The following is a 19,453-nucleotide window of genomic DNA, read 5'->3' on the forward strand; positions in this document are numbered from 1 at the left end:
ATGAATCGATGGAAACTACTTGTGGTTTGGAATCAGGCGAAACTGACTTTACCGAACCACAACTTCGTCTCGAACGGGAACCAAGCAGGTCTTACGGACCATGCGAACAATTTTCTTCGCGGTCGCTTCGCTGCCACACGCACCCGTGACGATCAATTCGCCCTGGCGTTGGTGAACAACGATGTCAACGTCCGGGAAAGCGCGTTGAATCGATTGATTCAACATGGCTGTCCGGTCCGGTGAATTTCCACCGCCTGCGGCAACCTCTTCGCGAACGTGAATCTCGAATGCACGCATCTGTGGTGGCAAACTGACCGAGCCTTTCGATTCGGGCGTTGCCCACACGACTAGCTGCGTTACACCGTTGCCGGTGCCGATCAATTTCAGTTGATTCGGGCCCGATGCGAACGCTTGACAAACGCCCTTGTTTGCGATTTTGACATCGCGAACTTCGCCACCGATCGTCAACGATCGGACCTGAGCCAGGCTCAAGTAGAGTGGTGTTAGTTTGACGTCGTCGGTCGGCTGCGGCTTGGTGGCCGCCGCTGGATCAAACGTCAACGACGTGTTGGGTTCGACTGCGGTTTGGACCGAGTGCGTCGCCGCAACGTCACCGCGACCGAACGAGACTGGAACAGCGGTGACGGCAACAGGCGATCGGTAGCGTTTGTTGTAGAGAGTGGGTTCTGGCATCGGAACCGGATCGGCGACGATGGGCTTAGCCAAATCGAGTGCGATCATTTGATCGTCTTGATCGTCGGCGTCACCGAACTGAATTTCGATCGGCGAGTGCTCGGCTGCCGGGTCGCTGATCACGATGGGCTCGACCATGCCGATGCCAACATTGAGCTGGCCAACCGCGTCGACAGTGTCGTCCGAGATCTGCAAGTCTTCATCATCGGCATAGCCGTCGGCGTCGACGTAGAATTCGGTTGCGTTGCTATCGTCGGCTCGGGGGATTTCGGCTCCGAGAACTTCGGATTCCGGCATCACATCGGCGTCAGGTGCATCATCGCTGAACAAGTCAGTCATCGAGAAACTGATCGGTTCTGGATTCGATGGTTCTGAATTCGATGGTGCAGTCGTGTCTGCTTCGGACCGCGTCACCGCGGGATTGCCCAACATCGATTGCGACGACATCGCGTCGCTGTCGAATGTTGAGTCCACGGCGATCGGTTCAATCACGTGTGGCACCGTTTCCATCGATCGTGTCGATCGGATGATTGTCGGTTGCAGGTTTGCCGTTTGGTCGCTGCTATCGAATCGAGGAACCGGCGTCAGCTCGCGGCGAGCAGTCGCGGTTTGGTCGACTGGATTTTCGAGGACGGATACTGCAGTCGAAGGCTTCCCGAGCGCGGATGTTTCCGAAGCAGGCTGTTCAGTTACTGCGCTGGTGACTGGCGGGACTTCCAACGTTTCGGAAGCCTGCTCGGGTGCCGTTTCAGGCACGACGATCGGCAAGGCGAACTTGGTCGGCATCAGCACGATGGACGTTTTTGCCGGACTTGTGTTGATTGACGCCGCGCCGACGACGCCCGAATGTTTGCCTGCGTGAACGCCAGCATCAATGGTCGTTTCAACCAAAGAATGATTGACATGGTGCGCGGATCCGATCAATTGATTATCTTGGATCTCGGATGAACGAGGTTCCTCGATGGTCATCGCGGCACCTCCAACACGGCGTGGTTGGCCGCTACCGATGGGTTGCAGTCCGATGGCTGTTCCGATCGGCATCAATCGCACGTTGGGCGACAATCCGTGGCTCGATGTTCCGTTGCTGTCATGTCCGGACGCCAATCGCAGTGGCAGCTTCGTGACGGGCGAGGCTGGCTCGCAAAACGGATTGGTCTTCATGTCCGATGACGACTTCAGCGGCAATGGCGGCATGGCTGAATCAGCGGCCGATGTCCATTGAGTGTGGACGACGTTGGTCGCCGTCCACAGAATGGCCATCAGAAACGCTCGCCGTTTGCGTCGTGTTGAATCTGCCAATTGTTTACGTGAGTCACGCATGCCGCGTCCTTGCGTCCGAGCGAACTTGGTCGATGCACCCCCCTTGGCACACCCACCGATTATGCGACTCAAGGCGAGTCGGAACATCGGATGTTCCAAGTATCGGATTCCGATTGGCGCGACATTAACGATTCTGCTCGATCCACCACGTCTGACGATTCAAGCTAGGATCCGGGTCGTGCCTGTTGTCGCGAAAGATCACAATCGACCGAATGAATGGATTGGCGGTTGGTCCAGCTTCGATTGGTTCGGATCCCGGCTGTGAAGGCGACCATTGCCTCGGCAAATTGCTAGCTCTTCCTCGCTAGACATTCGTGCGCTGCCGGATGGCTTCGAACGTGATCACGGCGGCTGAAACCGAGATGTTCAGGCTGTCTACTTTCCCGGCCATGGGAATTCGCACACCATCGATTTTCTGTTGTTTTCCTTGGCCGTCGAGGATTGTTTGCCAGCGGTCGCCCAGTCCGTCGGCCTCGCTGCCCAGCACGATGGCGACACGTCCTGCCCAGGGAACTGACCAAAACGGAGTCGATGATTCGACGCGAGCCGCCAGTACATGGAAGTTTTCCGCAGTCAAAAAGTCGGCGATCTGTTCCTGGCTACCACTGGCATTGGGGACTCGGAAGATCGCTCCCAGGCTGCTTCGGATCGCGTTGGGATTGAAACGGTCTTGGCAGTCCGACAACAGCACCGCATCGACTCCGGCGGCATCGGCACAACGGAAAACCGCACCGATGTTGCCCGGTTTTTCGATCTTGTCCAGCACCAGAATCAGCGGCGACTCGGGCAATTTCAGCCGGTCGAGTCCCCAATCGGGACGCTGGAATTCGGCCACGACGCCTCGGACCGAGTCGCCGTAGCCGATTTTTTCCATGATCGCGTCGGATGCTAGCATTCGTTTTCCAGCTGCAGCCGGGTGTTTTCGCACGCGTGCGACAGCTGGGTCTTCGTTTGCGGAATCGATATCGGCGTCCGACTCGCTGACGTAATATCCGCAGATCTTCATACCTGACTCGATCGCCTGAGCAGTTTCACGCCAACCGTCGACGATCACTCGCTCTGATTTTCGGCGATATCGGTTGTCGCGGAGGCGGATCAAGTGTCGAACTGTCGGATTGGCGGCACTTCTTAGCACCACTGGCGCAGACTCAGTCATGGTTTTCTCTGTTATCTTGATTGCTCGACACTAGTATTTGCCCGTTTCCGATTTGCGTTTTCTGATCCACGTCTCGCGTGAATCCTAGACCGCCCAACCTGATCAAAACAGCATGAGTCCATCGGTCCGCGTCCTACCGGTCACTTCACGACGAGATCGAAAAGATTTCTTGCAGTTGGAACGCGACCTCTATCGCGACGACCCGAACTGGGTGCCTCCGCTATGGCACGAACAGAAAAAACTGTTGGGCTTTGCCAAGCATCCTTTTTACGACGATGCCCAAGGCCAGGCATTTCTTGCTCGGCGGGGCGACGAGGTGGTGGGCCGAGTTTTGGCGGTCGTGAATCACGCTCATAACAAGCGATACAACGAAAAACGCGGTTTCTTTGGTTTTTTTCAGTGCATTGACGATGAATCGGTCGCCGGTGAAGTGATGTCGACCGCGACGAAGTGGTTGGCCGACCAAGGCATGACGGACGTACGCGGTCCAGTGAACCCCAGCCTGAACTATGAGTGCGGGTTGCTGGTTGACGGATTCGATTCGCCGCCGACTTTCATGATCACGTACAACCACTCGTATTACGGGCGACTGTTGGAATCGACCGGGTTTGCCAAGGTCCAAGACCTGTACAGTTACGACGCCCACATGGATCAACTAGAAGACTTGGACCCCAAATTGCTGTTCGTGATCAACGAAGCAACGCGGCGGTTCAAGGTCGTGTGTCGGCCGATCAACCGCAAGAACTTTGCCAAGGACGTGCGATCGTTTTTGGAAATCTACAATCTGTCGCTGCAACAGACGTGGGGCTATGTGCCGATGAGTGAGGCCGAAATCAGCGTGCAGTCGGCCGGTTTGAAGCACTTGATCGTGCCGGAATTGACCAGTATTGCCGAGATCGACGGCAAAGCCGTTGGCGCCGGTTTTGGGCTGCTTGATTACAACCAAGTGATCAAAAAGATCGACGGCAAGCTGCTGCCGTTCGGCTGGTTGGCGCTGCTAAGAGGTAAAAAGAGCATCGATCGGTTGCGGCTGATCAGCACCAATGTCTTGCCTGAATACCAAAAGTGGGGGCTCGGACTGGTGACGCTGGCTCGGATTTTGCCCGATGCGATCAAAAACGGAATTCAAATTGGCGAGTTTTCCTGGGTTTTGGAAAGCAATTCGCTGTCGCGAGGCACGATCGAGCGAGGCGGTGCCAAGCGAACTAAAGTGCACCGGCTGTATGACAAATCGATCGGATAACGGGGTTTGAACCGGCGAATGGAATCCGAGGACGGTTGCCGCTAATCTCATGTTGCTGTGCTCCGAATCGCAGCAACCCTGGTCATCAGGCGGGTCGGTAACCATAATCCAACCCCAGACTCTTCATTTTCCTCCGGCTCACTTGTTTCCATGCCCAATAGCACAGTTGTCATCACCGGGCTTGGCGTGGTCTCGTCGATTGGAATCGGCAGTGACGTGTTCTTCGACGCATTACTGAACCAGAAGTCGGGGATCACGTCGCTTGAAAACCGAGTTGATGACGGTGCCAAGCCGCCCGCCGACTGGGAAACTAGCGAGCCAGCCGAGCACCGTGGTTTATGGGTCGGTGGTCCGATTATCGACTTTGACGCCAAACAATATGTGCGTCCGCGGAAAGCGATGAAGGTCATGTGCCGCGAAATCCAGCTCTGCTTTGCGGCGTCGCAGTTGGCGATCGGGCACGCCGGTTTGGACACTTCGTTCCCAGTTGAGGAAGGCTCGGATTCGCCTATTCAGCCTGCCGACATCGGCACGGTCTTTGGCAGCGAAATGTTCTACGGTCCGCCGTCGGAAATGGAAGACGCGATGCGAGAGTGCATCGACGAAAACCGCAATTTCGATGCGTCGGCGTTTGGTGCTGCGGCGATGAAGCAGGTGTTGCCGCTGTGGATGCTGAAGTACTTGCCCAACATGCCGGCTTGTCACGTTGGCATCTCGATGAACGCCCAAGGTCCGAACAATACGTTGGTGTTGGGCGATGTTTCTGGTCCCGCCGCAATGATCGAAGCCGTCGGTTGCCTGCAGCGAGGAATCGCATCCGTCATGGTTGCCGGTGGCGTGGGGACTCGTATCAATACCACTCGAATGAACTATCGCGGTGATTTGCCGATCGCCGAGCCGATCGAGCCGATCGAGCTAAGTTCTCGACCCTATGACCCGGCCTCTCGTGGAGTGGTCGGCGGTGAAGCGGCCGCGACGATGGTGTTAGAAAACGCCGACGCGGTGGCTAAACGAGGCGGCCGAGTGGTTGCGCGTCTAGTTTCGCATGCTTCGCGGTTTGTGCCGTCTGCTGGGATGCAGCAACCGTTGCGATCGGCTGGCAACGATCAGCCCGAGATTCGCGGTTCGTCCCGAGCGATCTCATTGGCGATCGAAGGTGCTCTTCAGTCGGCTGGTTTGTCGGTAAAGGACATCGGCGTGCTGGTTGGGCATGGCAGCGGCGACCCGATCCTGGACAAGGCCGAACAGAATGCAATTCTCAAGTCGCTACCTGGCGTCGGTGTGATCTCACCGACTGCCGCGATCGGTCACACCGGTGCTGCTAGTGGATCGATCAGTTTGGTCACCGCGGCTCTTGTGATCGAAAAGAAAATGATTCCGCCCACGATCGGCCCGGCAGCAGCAACTTGCCAAGTTCCGGTCGTTCGCACCGCCACGCCTCTGAAAACGGACTATGTGATGTGTCTGACGCACACGTCCGAAGGCAGCGCGATCGCGGTCATTTTGGGCACGGCCAAGCCGACGGCGTAGGCTTCGAGGTTGGCATCAGACTTTACTGCGATTGTTTTTTTGGTTTTTCGAGTAACCCTTATCGATTGAGCGGTAAACATCTCTATCGAGGAGATTTTTATGCCTGCCAATCCATCATCTGAGCCACGAAACGCATTTGTTGCCGTTTCGCCCGACGAGTTTTTCGTCCAACAGATCGCTGAACACCAAGACCGCTTGTTCGGTTACGTTTTTTCGTTGGTGGGTGACTATAGCCGGGCAAGCGACGTGGTGCAGGAGACCAATTTGGTGCTGTGGCGCAAGAAATCGCAGTTCCAGATCGACCAGCCGTTTTTGCCCTGGGCATTCGCCATCGCTCGGTTCCAGGTTCTCGCCCACGTCCGCGACCGAGGCCGTGATCGGTGCCTGTTGGATGCCGAGTTGGTCGAGCAGTTGGCTCAAACGGTTCAACAGCAAAGCGAACAACTTGATTCGGTGCGTGTCGCCCTTCGTCAATGTATTGAAAAACTCTCGCCCGCGAGTCAAGACTTGATCCGTCGTCGTTATTACCGATCCACATCGATCAACGATATGGCCGATTCGTTGGACATGGGCGTTAGTGCCGTGAAGGTTGGATTGCTGCGAATTCGCCGGCGACTGGCCGAATGTGTCGAAGCTCGCATGGCCAGCGACGAAATGATCGGAGCCGAATGAGATGACGGATTCGAATCTTGCCGAGAGCTTGAAAGAACTTGAAAAGCTGTTGATCGAAGCCGAAGATGGTCAGATTGACGAGGTTGGCTACGAACGCATTCGTGAACTGATGAAGTCAAGTCCCATCGTTCGTGATCATTTCGTGAAGTGGCGGATGATGTCAGCTGCGATGCACTTGGAAGGCAGTTCCGGAGCCGGTTTCGGGTCAGGGTTCAGCACGTCAGCACCTGCGGTCGATCACTCGTTCTCTGTTTCGGATCGTTCTGATCGCCGCAAGCTAGATGTCACTGGAAAGTGGCGAATGCTGCTTGCGATCGCGGCAACCGGTTTGATCATGTTGATGGCGGGACAATGGTTGGCACGATGGTCAGATGTGGCTCGGGTGCAACCGCCGGTCATGGGAGATGACCCTGGTGCAGATGTTGAAGCAACGTCCGAGGGCATCGCATTGGTGACGCGGTTGGTTGCTGCGAAATGGAATCAGTCGACTGATAAGTTCGCGGTCGGTGACGCTCTCTCGCCGGGCCGGCTTAGGATCGATTCTGGATTTGCACAGATCGAGTTTTTTTGTGGCGCAACGGTCGTTTTGGAAGGTCCTGCCGAGCTAGAGATGCAGTCGTCGACCATGGCGAGATTTCGCAGTGGCCGATTGCGAGCTCAGGTGCCGCCGGCTGCTCGCGGTTTTCAGATTCTGGTGGATGACTTAAAAGTGGTGGACTTGGGAACGGAATTCGGAATTTCGCTATCGCCTGATAGTGCCGATGTGCAAGTATTTGATGGCGAAGTTGAACTGCACAGCCCCAGCGAAGACAAAATGCGGTTGTTGGCTGGCGAACGCATGACGCGCTCGATTGATGGTGTCGTTGATCGTTCTCCGTCAACGCCCGAACAGTTTGTCGACATCGAGCGATTGGATGCGCAAGCTGAGGGGCAAGCCGAGTTTCGCCGAAACCGTTGGCAGAAGTTTTCGGAGTCGCTGCGTCGTGATGACCGGGTGATTGCTTACTATGCCATGGACGATGATCAGGTTTGGAATCGCAAGTTGCAAAGTAGTGTTCTCCCGGCGAATCCTGATCTCGACGGTGCCATCGTCGGTGCCGCCAGAGTCGATGGTCGATGGCCCGGGAAGTCGGCGATCGAATTCAAACGCCCCGGTGACCGAGTGCGCGTCGACATCCCCGGCGAATTTGGTTCGCTGACGATGGCGGTGTGGGTTAAAATTGATAGTCTCGATCGCAGCTATAACTCCTTGTTTTTGACGGACAACTACGAACGAGGAAGGCCGCATTGGCAGATTCTCGATACTGGTCAGTTGTTTTTTTCAGTACGTGTCAGTGATGACCGTGTGAAGACTGAGCATCGAGAGGTTACCTCGCCACCTTTTTGGAAGCCGTCCATGAGTGGTCAGTGGTTGCACCTTGCGACAACGCACGATGTGAAAGCGAGAACGACAACACATTATTTAAACGGTGAGTTGTTGAGCCGAGAAGTTGTTTCTGAAAATCAGGTGGTAACCCCAACGCGAATCGGGAAGGCATCGATCGGAAACTGGTCTTCGCCAACCAAGCCTGATGCAAAGTTTGCGATTCGAAATTTGAACGGCAGCATAGATGAGTTCATTCTGTGCGCCGATGCTTTGTCGGACGACGAGATTCGTCAGATTTACGAGAATGGAAAACCCTAGCCCATGAACCTTTCGATTCGATTTGTCCTGTTGAACATCGCGCTAGCCTTTGGTTTGGGCTCGGCGGACGTCCGCGCCGACGATGCAATTGAACCTGTAAACGAACTGGCAACCGACCAAGCTGCCGAGCATTTCACGTTGAAGGTTTTGCCTTTGATCAAGGAGAAGTGCATTGGTTGTCACGGCACGGATCCGGACGACATCAAGGGCGACTATGACATGCGCACTCGCGAGGCAATTGTCGTGGGTGGCGAGTCGGGAGATGCAGCGATCGTTCCGGGTGAACCAGACGACAGTCCGTTGTATCAAGCGATCATGTGGGAAGGCCTAGAGATGCCGCCCAAGATCAACGACCGCTTAGATGAAACACAAATCGAGATCTTCCGCGATTGGATCTTAAACGGGGCGGCTTGGCCGAGTGAGGATAGGCAAGCTGCGATCATGATCAAGCAGCGTGAAGTCATCGAAAACGAGGATGGAAAGCTGATCGCGACCAGCGGTGGGTTGGCCGACCAATGGACCTATCGGCGTTATCTGCCCGATGATGTTTGGGCGTTCCAGCCTGTGCGTGATCAGTTCGATCATGATTCGGTCGATGGCTTCATCGACCAGCGGTTGTCCGAGGCGGAAACTCGTCCCGCCGGCCAAGCGGAACCACGAGTTCTGATCCGCCGCGCCACCTTGGACCTGACCGGTTTGTTGCCGTCGCCAACCGAAGTCGACCAGTTTCTTGCGGCCTGGGACGCAAACGCGGACGAAGCATGGAGCGAATTGATCGACCGATTGTTGGCCAGTCCTCACTACGGTGAACGTTGGGGCCAGCACTGGTTGGACGTGGTTCGCTATGCCGACACGGGCGGTTTTTCAAACGACTACGAGCGATCCAATGCTTGGCGATATCGTGACTATGTTGTCCGCTCGTTCAACGATGACAAACCGTACAACGAATTTGTCGTTGAACAAATCGCTGGTGACGAACTGCGACCTGACGATCCCGAGGCACTTATCGCGACTGGTTTTTTACGGATGGGGCCCTGGGACACTGCAATGGTTGCGCAGGACGAGGCTCGACAGATTTTTCGTGATGATGTCGTGCACAGCATCGGGAATTCGTTCTTGTCGATGCCGATGCGATGCTGCAAATGCCACGATCACAAGTTCGATCCGATTCCAACCCAAGACTACTACCGCATGTACGCGGCGATCTCAGCTTGTCAGCCTGCAGAAGTGCCCGTTGATTTTCTTGATGTTGAAAACCAAGCTGGTTTTGGCGAAGGCCAAGAAATGGTCGATCGTTTGTACGATTTTGCAAACGCTGAGTACCAACAGCTTTTTGACAAGCAGGAAGCATCCGCGAAACAGTGGTACGCCGAACACAACTTGCCGTACAAAAACGAATCCGACCGTAAGTCAGATCCCGATGACCAAAAGCCACCCCGTTACGTTGGTTTGACTGAAACGGAAAAAGGTCAATTGAAGGTTCGCGAACAAGACCGGTGGATTTGGGAACGACGCAAAGAGCGTTACCAGCCGATGGTTCAGAGCGTCTATGACGGTCCCGATCTATGGCAGAATGCCAAGAAGCTTCGCAAGCCAAACAAAATCAAAGAGGGCTGGAAAACTGAGTCATTCATCCACACCGGAGGTTCGCTGGCGGCGAAGGGCGAGGCCGTTACGCCGGGAGTGCTGAGCGGATGCGGCATTCCTGTCCCCGGAGCACCCAGCGATGATCCGTTTGCTTTAACCACGGACGTCAACGGACGAAGATTGGGACTGGCGAACTGGATTGTCGATCCGAAAAATCCGCTGACGGCGCGTTCGTTCGTCAATCGATTGTGGCAACATCACTTTGGTCGCGGTATCGTTGCAACGCCCAATAGTTTCGGTGTCAAAGGCGCCAAGCCGACTCATCCTGAACTGCTTGATTGGTTGTCGGCTCAGTTTGTCGCCGGCGGTTGGAAATCGAAACCGATCCACCGCATGATCATGATGTCCGATGCTTATAAGCGATCCACCTGGCACGCGGATCTTGACGGATTGGCGACTAGCGATCCGGAAAACGCGTTGCTTGCTCGGTTCATTCCTCGTCGCATGACGGCGGAAGAACTTCGCGACAACCTGTTGGTTGCCAGCGGTGAACTGAACCGTGAAATCGGTGGTCTTCCCGTGATGCCGGAAATGAACTTAGAAGTCGCGCTGCAACCGCGAATGATTCAGTTCTCGATTGCACCGGCCTATCAACCCTCACGCACGCCTGAGCAACGAAACCGGCGAACAATCTACGCGTACCGCGTTCGCGGTCAAGCAGATCCGTTCATGGAAGTCTTGAATCAACCAAATCCTAATGATTCTTGTGATCTGCGTGACGCGGCTGCGGTGTCGCCACAGTCTTTCACGATGATGAACAGTGACTTGATGTCGGACCGATCGATCGCGATGGCGCTTCGATTGCAGGACGAAGCTGACTCGGTACCGAAACAGATCGAACTGGCGTTCGCTTTAATCCTCGGTCGCCGGCCATCCGACCAGCAACGCAGTGGATTGGTCCGGTACGTCCAAGACATGGTTGCCTATCACAAATCCAACCAGCCCGAACCGGTGGTGTATCCCACAAAATTGGTTCGATCTTTGGTCGAAGAGTTTTCCGGCGAGACATTTCAGTTCGATGAATTGTTGCCTGTCTTTGAAAACTATACGCCGGACGCCAAACCGGCCACTGTATCGGCACAAACTCGATCGTTAGCCGATGCTTGTTTGTTGCTGTTCAATTCCAACGAGTTCGTATACGTCTACTAAGCGATCCCATTATGAATCAACAACCACGACGTGAATTTCTTTATGGACTCGGTTCATCGCTGGGGGCCTTAGCACTGACCGATTTGATGGCGGGTGACGGGTTCGCCGCTGCAGCTGCGAAAGCGGGGCCGCTGTCGCCCAAGCCGCCGATGCATCCGTCCAAGGCGAAGGCGGTCATCATGTTGTTCATGGAAGGCGGTCCTAGCCAAACCGATACGTTCGATCCGAAGCCGGAACTCGATCGTCTGCACCTATCGGAATCAACGCGAACCGAAGGACTAGCCTCGGGTAAGCGTTTCTATGTCGGCAGTCCGTTCAAATCACGCAAAGTCGGCGGCGCTGGAATCGACATGTGCGACAAGTTCGTTCATTTAGCGGACGCTGAAGTTGCTGACGAACTTTGCGTATATCGTGGCTGCCAAGCCGAATCGCTCAATCACCCCGAGGCGCTGTTGCACATCAATACTGGCAGCCGTTTGGGTGGCGACCCGGCGCTTGGTTCGTGGATGACGTACGGTTTGGGCAGCGAGAACCAAAACTTGCCCGGCTATGTCGTGATGACCGAGCTCGCACTTCCGCAAGCTGGTTCGACAAATTGGTCCAATGGTTTTCTACCAGCGTATTTTCAAGGCACTCGATTGCGAACAACCGGCTCACCGATTTTAGATTTGAAGCCGGCCGGGCACATCACGCCTGATCATCAACGTCGTGCGCTCGATGAGTTGGCCAAACTGAACGCCGCCCACTTGGCTGCGCATCCCGAGCATGCCGAGTTGGCGTCCCGGATGGAAAGCTATGAGCTTGCGTTTCGGATGCAAGCGGAAGTTCCCGGCTTGGTGGATTTGACTACCGAGTCGGCCGAGACGCTGGAAATGTACGGTATGAATCGACCAGAAACCGCAACCTTTGGACGCCAATGTCTGATGGCGCGACGCATGGTCGAGCAAGGCGTTCGATTCGTCCAGATCTTCTCGGGCGGTTGGGATAGCCACGACTATTTAGAACGCGGTCACTCGTCGCGTATCGCTAGCGTCGATCAACCGATCGCCGCGCTGATCAAAGACTTGAAGCGTCGTGGAATGCTGGACGAGACACTCGTGATCTGGACCGGCGAGTTCGGACGCACGCCGGACAATAACTATCGAGGTGGTGTGACGTCACTGGGACGCGACCACAATGTGGATGCAATGACGATGTGGTTAGCTGGTGGCGGAACCAAGCGAGGCACGATCGTTGGCGCGACGGACGAGATTGGCGCAAAAGCCGTCGAGTGTGTCCACCCGATCCGCGACTTGCACGTCACGCTATTGCACTTGATGGGACTCGACGACAATCGGCTGACGTATTTCCACGGCGGACGGTACAAGCAGTTGTCGCAGTTCGGCGGCGAGCTGATCACAGAACTGATCGCCTGATCGCGGTTACTGTTTCTTCAACCTACCGATTAACGTGTTGACGATCCGCTGGGCGAGTTTCGGTGACTCGGTGAACTGGAAGCCCCGCAAGGCTTTCGTCGTATCCTCGCTCGAATCAATCGATGCGAGCATTTCGTCCCACTGTTGCTGTTCAGTGCCAGTGAGTCCGTGATACCAGACGACGTATTCGGCAAGGTCTTTGTCGCCCAGCGCCGAACGCCCGAAGATCTTCGCTTGGTTGGCATCGTCGGGCACGCACCACGTTGCGACCAGCATCGTTGGCATGAGACCGTCGTTGGCCGATCGCGACCAGGAAACCGTCTTTTCGGTTTCGTCCCACTTGCCGTTCGTGAAAATCGGTTCAACCGGAACGTGCAAAGTCACGTCGACTTGGCAGTCATAGTGATCGGCGTGAAGGTGCGGCAAGGCGGCCAGGATAACCAATTCGCTTAGGATCGACATGGGATCAGGTGAAGTGTCGGAGATCAGCGCGGTCGCTTCATTCGGTGCGGCTTCCCTGGCCTTTGCAACCAAGGCTGCGTACTCATCGGTCGAACGCAGGAAGTCGCGTAACGATTTTTCGATTCGCGGCAGATCCGATAGTTTGCTGATCGCCCCTGGCGCGGGCGGTTGTTCGAGACCTTCGATTTTGCGAGTCACGGTCGCGCGGATGAAGTTTGCGATCACTTGGGGATTACCATCGCTCGATAGCCGCATGATCTTGGGGATGTCTTCGACCGTAAAGTAGTCGCGTTCGATCAAGTACTGTGCGGCTCGCGTTATTTGCGTGCCGCCGGTTTTTTCGTCTTCGAATGTGCTGGTCATCCACCCGTAGAGGCTAATGTTTTTTAGATCACAACGGACTTCCCCGCTGATGAATCGGTTGATTCGATTAGCTGACGCCCGGTCATCGATTTCAAAATCCACCCAGCGCGTCAGCAAGTCAACCAGCGAATCGATCGCGGCGTAACGCTGTTGCAACATGTCGACCAAATCATCATTGCCGCGGAAACGTTCGGCGTAGATAGACGACGACCCAAGCGAAGTGGTGAAGTACGTGTAGCTGCCCGCCCCGCCAACATCGTCGGGCATGTTGCCGATAAAGTTACCGACGTAGACTTGGTTGCCCGCGTCGTCGATCGTCGGCACCTGGTTGTACAGTTTGCCAATACGAGTTGAGACATCGGCTGGTTGTTTCGATTCCTTGTCGGAACCGCTCGTGTCGTTGTCCGCCGAGCGTGCTTGCAACTGGATCGTCAGCCGTCGCTCGATCGATTCACCGTCGGGCATCAATTCGATCCGGTACTGATCACTCGAGCAGCCGGCTGCGGCGAAGACGACAAGCCAAGCGGCCAATGCAACCGTTACGTTTTTCATTGCAGGCTTTTCGAAGTTTGAGGCAGCGAGAATTTGAGCCAGCCGGTACGAACTTGTGTGTGTTAGAAAACGCCCGTCACGATTGCTTCACACCACGAGATTCTATCGGATGATGGAACTGCTCGTCGAAACTTCTTGGAAACGTCGCGATCGATGGGTTGATCCAGGGGGGCTTTGAACTTGGCGGACGCGGTGTCGTGTCAGCGTCCCAAAAGGTAGCCAAGAAATCGGCGTCTGCGGATCCGGGTAATCCGTACCTGTGGATATTGGTCTACATCTTCATGGGAACGATCGCCGGTTTCGTCAGCGTCTGGATCGTGCCCATTCACTGGCTGGGATCGCCGACGATGCGGTTGGCGAACTTGGCGGTAACGCCCATCGTTTTGGGATTGGTGTTCGAGTGGCTGGGGCGGTGGCGATCCAAAAAACACAAATCTGAATATGTCGTCGATCAATTCTCCTACGGGTTCACGTTCGCGTTGACGATGGGCATGATCCGCTATTTTGCGATTGGCTAGATGGTCAGCGACGCATGGATGCGTGGCTTTGTCACAGCGGCACCTCGTAAGTTCCCTTGATTTGTGTTTCGCCGACTCGGTACAGGTAGGGCATGGAAGTCCAGCATTACTTGACGTGTCTTTGGCCAGGAATGGCCGAACTTTGGTGGCGAGGCCGCTTGGCGGCGTTGCCAGCCGCGATCGGGTTTGCGCTGGCGCTCAACGCTGTCTTGATCACACGCTATATCTATCCCGAGTGGATTTCGGGTGGTTTAGTATCGATGGCGTTTTGGATCGGCGTGTTGGTTTGGGGGTTTACGGTAGTTCGCAGTATTCGTGAACTGCCGGGGATCGTTGCTCCGCGAAGCATTAGCGAAGAACCTGATCGATTTGCCGAGGCCCACCAGGCATTCTTGAAAGGCGACTACGATGAATCCGAAAAACTGCTCAATCAAGTGCTAGCAATTGAGGCTCGGGATCCGCCGGCGCTGTTGTTGTTGACGGGGCTGTACCGGCATACCGATCGGTTGGCATCGGCCGAGATGTTGTTAGCCGAGGTTCGTCGTTTGGAAGTGTCCGATCGGTGGGCATTAGAAATTCGCGCCGAATCGGCGCGACTGGCTCGTGCGGTCGAGCGTTCCAAGCAGCCAGAAAAAATAGACGACGCTGCCGAAGAAACGACAGAAAAAGAAAACAATGATCCTGCCGATCTGACAGAAACCACGGCTAAAGCGGCCTGATTGAGCCCACACATGACCGATTTTTTTCAGTTTTGCAGCGGAAAACCATGATTCGTGGCACTTCCGGTATAAAGCTCCTATCCCCGTTTTTTGACCTTGCCGATAGAATCCAGGTGAATGCGAAGAGATCGGTGGCTTGCAATCCTTCACTCGGCTTTGCTAAGGGTAAGGATATCAATGGCGTGCGATTTGCTTCGTAAGAGATTCCTGGGCAGTTTCGCCAGATTGACAGCGACCGACCACCTGTGATCGTCCCGACTTTTTGTGAGCGTCCAACTTTGTGAACGTGCGGAGCAACCCTCTCCGACGTCCCACCGGACATGACCTGGGTAGAGAGATAAAATAATGTACGAACGATTTACTGACCGTGCTCGCAAGGTCATGCAGCTAGCCAACCAAGAGGCTCAGCGTTTTAACCACGAGTACATCGGCACCGAACACATCCTGCTCGGGTTGGTGAAAGAAGGCAGTGGCGTCGCCGCCAATGTGCTGAAGAACCTGGAAGTCGATCTAAGAAAGATCCGGCTCGAAGTTGAAAAGCTAGTCCAGAGCGGTCCCGAGATGGTGACCGTTGGCAAGCTGCCGCAGACTCCGCGTGCCAAAAAAGTCATCGAATATTCGATGGAAGAGGCTCGCAATCTGAATCACAGCTACGTCGGCACCGAGCACATCCTGCTTGGCTTGCTGCGTGAGCAAGAAGGCGTCGCGGCGCAGGTCTTGATGAATTTGGGCCTGAAGCTCGAAGACGTTCGCGAGGAAGTCTTGAACTTACTTGGTCACGGACTCGAAGGCGCTGAAGTTGGCGAGCGAGGCGGACGCACCGGCGACGGTGGCGAAAGCAGCGGATCGTCAGCGAAAAGCAGCAAGAGCAAGACTCCTGCACTCGACTCGTTCGGTCGCGATTTGACCGAATTGGCCAAGAAGGGTGAATTGGATCCGGTTATCGGTCGCGAACGCGAAATCGAACGAGCGATCCAAATTCTTTGCCGTCGTACCAAGAACAACCCAGTTCTGTTGGGCGAAGCCGGTGTCGGCAAGACCGCCATCGTCGAAGGCTTCGCGCAAAAGGTGATCGAAGGCGATGTGCCAGAAATTTTGGCCGAAAAGCGAATCGTTGTGCTTGATCTTGCGATGATGGTTGCAGGTACCAAGTACCGCGGTCAATTCGAAGAACGCATCAAAGCAGTCATGACCGAAGTTCGTCGCGTCAAGAACACGATCCTGTTCATTGACGAGCTTCACACCTTGGTCGGAGCTGGTGGTGCTGAAGGCGCGATCGATGCAGCCAACGTTCTGAAGCCGGCCCTCGCCCGTGGCGAGATCCAATGCATCGGCGCGACTACGTTGGACGAGTACCGTAAGTACATCGAAAAGGACAACGCACTGGCCCGTCGTTTCCAAGAGATCATCGTCGAACCAACCGGCAAGGTTGAAACGATCGCGATCCTGAAGGGGCTGCGTGGTCGTTATGAAGAACACCACCGCGTTCAGTTCACCGACGATGCCGTTGTGGCCGCAGTCGAGATGAGCGAGCGATACATCACCGCACGCTGCTTGCCGGACAAGGCGATCGACGTGATCGACGAAGCCGGTGCACGGGTGCGATTGCGCACGATGACCCGTCCACCAGATCTGAAAGAAATCGACGAAGAAGTCGAAAAGCTGAACAAGGAAAAAGAAGACGCGGTTGCAAACCAAGACTTCGAAAAAGCTGCCAACCTCCGTGATCAGGCCGAAAAGCTTCGCAAGAAGAAGGACCAGATCACCGCGGAATGGCGCGAGAAGAGTCAGCAAACCGATGGCGTCGTCGATGAAGAAATCATTGCCGAAGTGGTCAGCAAGATGACTGGCATTCCGTTGACTCGTCTGTCGACCGAAGACTCGATGCGTTTGATGAAGATGGAAGATGAACTTCACAAACGAGTCGTCAGCCAAGATGCAGCCGTGTCAGCGATCAGCAAGGCCGTTCGTCGTAGTCGCAGCGGATTGAAAGATCCAAAGCGTCCAACGGGCTCGTTCATTTTCGCTGGTCCAACAGGTGTTGGTAAAACGTTGTTGGCCAAGGCACTTGCCGAATACATGTTCGGCGATGCAGATGCGTTGGTGCACATTGACATGTCGGAGTACATGGAAAAGCACAACGTCAGTCGCTTGATCGGGGCTCCTCCCGGATTTGTTGGCTACGAAGAAGGCGGTCAGTTGACCGAGAAGATTCGTCGTCGGCCTTACGCGGTCGTCCTTTTCGACGAAATCGAAAAGGCTCACCCGGACGTCTTCAACATGTTGTTGCAAGTCATGGAAGAAGGTCGATTGACCGATTCGTTCGGACGCAACATCGACTTCCGCAACACGATCTTGATCATGACCACCAACGCCGGTGCCGAAGCGATCAAGAACGAGTCGTCGTTTGGTTTCCAAAAGCCTGACGAAGACGCCAGCTACGATTCGATGAAGGCTCGCGTGATGGATCAAATCGAACGCGTCTTCCGACCGGAATTCTTGAACCGTTTGGACGACACGATTATTTTCCGTCACTTGACCAAGCAAGACCTCAAGGGTGTTATCGACTTCGAATTGTCGAAGGTTCGCGAACGCTTGATGGACCGTGGTTTCAACTTGCTGTTGTCCGACGCGTCGAAGGAATTGTTGATCAAGAAGGGCAGCAACTTGGACTACGGTGCGCGTCCGCTGCGTCGTGCGATCGAACAGTTCATCGAAGATCCGTTGAGTGAAGAATTGCTCCGCGGTGCATTCGAAGGTAAGGACACGATCATCGTTAGCGGCATCGTCGAGAACGAAGCTGGTGACAAGGTCAACGAGTCAGATCTGAAGACGGACGAGAAGACTGGCAAGCTGGTCGATGCGGACGGCAAGACCTGCAAGGTTATCCGTTTGGACTTCGTCGGCGAATCCCGTGGCCTTCCCGAACCGGAAGAAGCTGTTGCGGCTGGTGCAGGTGAAGCGACTGATAAGTCGTAGTCTGAACTAGGTCAGAGTTAAAAAAATAAACCGCGGTCAGTTCACTGACCGCGGTTTTCGTTTGGACCAGCCGCACGCGGTTGGTTGGTTAGGGTTTGCCCTACTCGGCTTTCTTCGTCTTCTTAAACGCTTTTGCGAAAGCTTTGTCAGCGAATACAAGCTTCATCTTGGCTTCGTCGCCTTCGGCTTTGTCGACGCTTCCCTTACATCCTTCACAGCAAAACGCGACCTTCGTGCCGGAGACCATCGAAGTGGTTTCAGGGTTCACGTCGCGGCCGCTCATCGGGCAGCCCTTTTGCTCGTACTGTTTGGTGGCAACCAATTGGAAGTTTGCCTTGGTGCTGAACTTCTTGGTGTCAGCGGCAAACTTACCAGCGCAGCCGTCACAGCAAAAATAGACTTTGCCGTCTTTGTAGTCAGCCGATTTGCCTTCGGTCGCCGCCTTTGGCGCGACCACACACTTGACACCTTCTAGGTCCACATCACCAGCAACGACGGTTGCACCGGCAACTAGCAGGACTGCGAAACAGCTAAGGATTTTCTTGATCATGGGTGAGCCTTCGATTGAGTAAGGAAAGTTGGCGCGGTTGCGCACGATAGAGGTAGCACCAGTCCTAAAGGATAGGCACCCTAGGGTGCTGATGCAATTTGAATCATTGTGAAGGGTAGGTTCCGCACGTCGGGAGCCGAACGTTCAAATTTAGAAATTTACGGAAGTTTGAGGCCACTTACGCCAACGGCGTTTGATTCCAAGGGCCAGGCGTTGTCCCCGCAGCGTCGGATTTCTACTTGGCCGCGGATTCCAGTTGCATTCGCAGATAACTTCGCTGTTCGGCGTGGCTCAGCCCCAAAGTGTTTCCCAGAGTTGTGATTTGATCGCGTGCGGATTCGATTTGTTCGGTATCGGCTACCACTAGCTCGATTTCGGCGAAGTTTCCGACCGATTCGACTTCGTCGACGACAACGGCCATGTCGCCACGGGTTGGGTTTTCAAAGCTGCGACGGACCTTGTTGACGGTTGCGACTCGTCGGAATCCGAGCGCGACCAATAGTTCTTCCATCTTTTGCCCGTCCGCATCGCCCGGGTCCAGCCGCCATTCCATTTCACGGCGCGCCTTCACTGTGCCAGGTAATTTAGTGCCCTTATAGGTAATCATGGGGACGCCATCGACGCGTCGGATCCGTAGTGCCTCGCGAGTCTCGCCAAAGTCGCGGCTGGGATGGTTGTAGTACGTGTCGCTGTGTTGCTGTGGTGACAATTCTTGCCAGCCCGATTCGGTCAATCGGGTGATCAATCCGCCAACGTCGTCAACGCGATACTTTTGTTCGACTTCAAACATAATGGGACCAA

The 19,453-nt window shown here is 55.0% G+C and carries 14 protein-coding genes; 9 read left to right on the forward strand and 5 right to left on the reverse strand.

Features of this window, described 5'->3' with window-relative positions; genetic code table 11:
* Positions 1 to 48 precede the first annotated feature (48 nt).
* Positions 49 to 2,013, reverse strand: a complete 1,965-nt coding sequence (locus tag Poly59_RS04980; RefSeq protein ID WP_186776022.1) for a pilus assembly protein N-terminal domain-containing protein — start codon at positions 2,011 to 2,013, stop codon at positions 49 to 51.
* Positions 2,014 to 2,317: 304 nt separating this feature from the next.
* Entirely contained in the window at positions 2,318 to 3,169 is an 852-nt protein-coding gene (locus tag Poly59_RS04985; RefSeq protein ID WP_146532908.1) for a TrmH family RNA methyltransferase, read from the reverse strand.
* Positions 3,170 to 3,281: 112 nt separating this feature from the next.
* Between Poly59_RS04985 and Poly59_RS04990 the strand changes: the two genes are divergently transcribed.
* The 6 genes from Poly59_RS04990 (at position 3,282) to Poly59_RS05015 (ending at position 12,509) form a co-directional block, all read left to right on the forward strand.
* Positions 3,282 to 4,412 (forward strand): N-acetyltransferase, encoded by a 1,131-nt coding sequence (locus tag Poly59_RS04990; RefSeq protein ID WP_146532909.1) that lies wholly within the window; start codon positions 3,282 to 3,284, stop codon positions 4,410 to 4,412.
* A 150-nt stretch (positions 4,413 to 4,562) separates the two neighbouring features.
* Positions 4,563 to 5,942, forward strand: coding sequence for a beta-ketoacyl-[acyl-carrier-protein] synthase family protein (locus tag Poly59_RS04995; protein WP_146532910.1), 1,380 nt, complete (start codon positions 4,563 to 4,565; stop codon positions 5,940 to 5,942).
* Between the two features lie 99 nt (positions 5,943 to 6,041).
* On the forward strand, positions 6,042 to 6,614 hold the full coding sequence (locus Poly59_RS05000) for a sigma-70 family RNA polymerase sigma factor (protein ID WP_146532911.1): 573 nt from the start codon (positions 6,042 to 6,044) through the stop codon (positions 6,612 to 6,614).
* A gap of 1 nt (position 6,615) precedes the next feature.
* Positions 6,616 to 8,298, forward strand: a complete 1,683-nt coding sequence (locus Poly59_RS05005; protein ID WP_146532912.1) for a LamG-like jellyroll fold domain-containing protein — start codon at positions 6,616 to 6,618, stop codon at positions 8,296 to 8,298.
* A gap of 3 nt (positions 8,299 to 8,301) precedes the next feature.
* Positions 8,302 to 11,094 (forward strand): PSD1 and planctomycete cytochrome C domain-containing protein, encoded by a 2,793-nt coding sequence (locus Poly59_RS05010; protein ID WP_146532913.1) that lies wholly within the window; start codon positions 8,302 to 8,304, stop codon positions 11,092 to 11,094.
* Between the two features lie 11 nt (positions 11,095 to 11,105).
* Positions 11,106 to 12,509, forward strand: coding sequence for a DUF1501 domain-containing protein (locus Poly59_RS05015; RefSeq protein WP_146532914.1), 1,404 nt, complete (start codon positions 11,106 to 11,108; stop codon positions 12,507 to 12,509).
* Positions 12,510 to 12,515: 6 nt separating this feature from the next.
* On the opposite strand, the gene Poly59_RS05020 is transcribed toward Poly59_RS05015, so the two are convergent.
* Positions 12,516 to 13,886, reverse strand: coding sequence for a hypothetical protein (locus Poly59_RS05020; RefSeq protein WP_146532915.1), 1,371 nt, complete (start codon positions 13,884 to 13,886; stop codon positions 12,516 to 12,518).
* Positions 13,887 to 14,083: 197 nt separating this feature from the next.
* Between Poly59_RS05020 and Poly59_RS05025 the strand changes: the two genes are divergently transcribed.
* The 3 genes from Poly59_RS05025 to Poly59_RS05035 all read left to right on the forward strand — a co-directional run bounded on the left by Poly59_RS05025 (position 14,084) and on the right by Poly59_RS05035 (position 18,102).
* Positions 14,084 to 14,404, forward strand: a complete 321-nt coding sequence (locus tag Poly59_RS05025; protein WP_146532916.1) for a hypothetical protein — start codon at positions 14,084 to 14,086, stop codon at positions 14,402 to 14,404.
* Positions 14,405 to 14,496: 92 nt separating this feature from the next.
* The gene (locus Poly59_RS05030) at positions 14,497 to 15,123 is read left to right on the forward strand and encodes a tetratricopeptide repeat protein (RefSeq protein WP_186776023.1); all 627 of its coding nucleotides are present in this window, start codon (positions 14,497 to 14,499) and stop codon (positions 15,121 to 15,123) included.
* 345 nt (positions 15,124 to 15,468) lie between these two features.
* Positions 15,469 to 18,102: an ATP-dependent Clp protease ATP-binding subunit gene (locus tag Poly59_RS05035; protein WP_146532918.1), complete on the forward strand. Its 2,634-nt coding sequence runs from the start codon at positions 15,469 to 15,471 to the stop codon at positions 18,100 to 18,102.
* A gap of 100 nt (positions 18,103 to 18,202) precedes the next feature.
* On the opposite strand, the gene Poly59_RS05040 is transcribed toward Poly59_RS05035, so the two are convergent.
* The gene (locus tag Poly59_RS05040) at positions 18,203 to 18,652 is read right to left on the reverse strand and encodes a hypothetical protein (protein ID WP_146532919.1); all 450 of its coding nucleotides are present in this window, start codon (positions 18,650 to 18,652) and stop codon (positions 18,203 to 18,205) included.
* A gap of 235 nt (positions 18,653 to 18,887) precedes the next feature.
* Entirely contained in the window at positions 18,888 to 19,442 is a 555-nt protein-coding gene (gene cyaB / locus Poly59_RS05045) for a class IV adenylate cyclase (RefSeq protein WP_146532920.1), read from the reverse strand.
* Between the last annotated feature and the right edge of the window lie 11 nt (positions 19,443 to 19,453).

Origin of the sequence: Rubripirellula reticaptiva (assembly GCF_007860175.1) — a bacterium.
GTDB lineage: Bacteria > Planctomycetota > Planctomycetia > Pirellulales > Pirellulaceae > Rubripirellula > Rubripirellula reticaptiva.

Coding starts and splice junctions, on each gene's coding strand:
- Poly59_RS05010 (WP_146532913.1), top strand. CDS start 8,302: ATGAACCTTTCGATTCGATTTGTCCTGTTGAACATCGCGCTAGCCTTT.
- Poly59_RS05020 (WP_146532915.1), bottom strand. CDS start 13,886: ATGAAAAACGTAACGGTTGCATTGGCCGCTTGGCTTGTCGTCTTCGCC.
- Poly59_RS05000 (WP_146532911.1), top strand. CDS start 6,042: ATGCCTGCCAATCCATCATCTGAGCCACGAAACGCATTTGTTGCCGTT.
- cyaB (WP_146532920.1), bottom strand. CDS start 19,442: ATGTTTGAAGTCGAACAAAAGTATCGCGTTGACGACGTTGGCGGATTG.
- Poly59_RS05005 (WP_146532912.1), top strand. CDS start 6,616: ATGACGGATTCGAATCTTGCCGAGAGCTTGAAAGAACTTGAAAAGCTG.
- Poly59_RS04995 (WP_146532910.1), top strand. CDS start 4,563: ATGCCCAATAGCACAGTTGTCATCACCGGGCTTGGCGTGGTCTCGTCG.
- Poly59_RS05035 (WP_146532918.1), top strand. CDS start 15,469: ATGTACGAACGATTTACTGACCGTGCTCGCAAGGTCATGCAGCTAGCC.
- Poly59_RS05030 (WP_186776023.1), top strand. CDS start 14,497: ATGGAAGTCCAGCATTACTTGACGTGTCTTTGGCCAGGAATGGCCGAA.
- Poly59_RS05015 (WP_146532914.1), top strand. CDS start 11,106: ATGAATCAACAACCACGACGTGAATTTCTTTATGGACTCGGTTCATCG.
- Poly59_RS04980 (WP_186776022.1), bottom strand. CDS start 2,013: ATGCGTGACTCACGTAAACAATTGGCAGATTCAACACGACGCAAACGG.
- Poly59_RS05040 (WP_146532919.1), bottom strand. CDS start 18,652: ATGATCAAGAAAATCCTTAGCTGTTTCGCAGTCCTGCTAGTTGCCGGT.
- Poly59_RS04985 (WP_146532908.1), bottom strand. CDS start 3,169: ATGACTGAGTCTGCGCCAGTGGTGCTAAGAAGTGCCGCCAATCCGACA.
- Poly59_RS04990 (WP_146532909.1), top strand. CDS start 3,282: ATGAGTCCATCGGTCCGCGTCCTACCGGTCACTTCACGACGAGATCGA.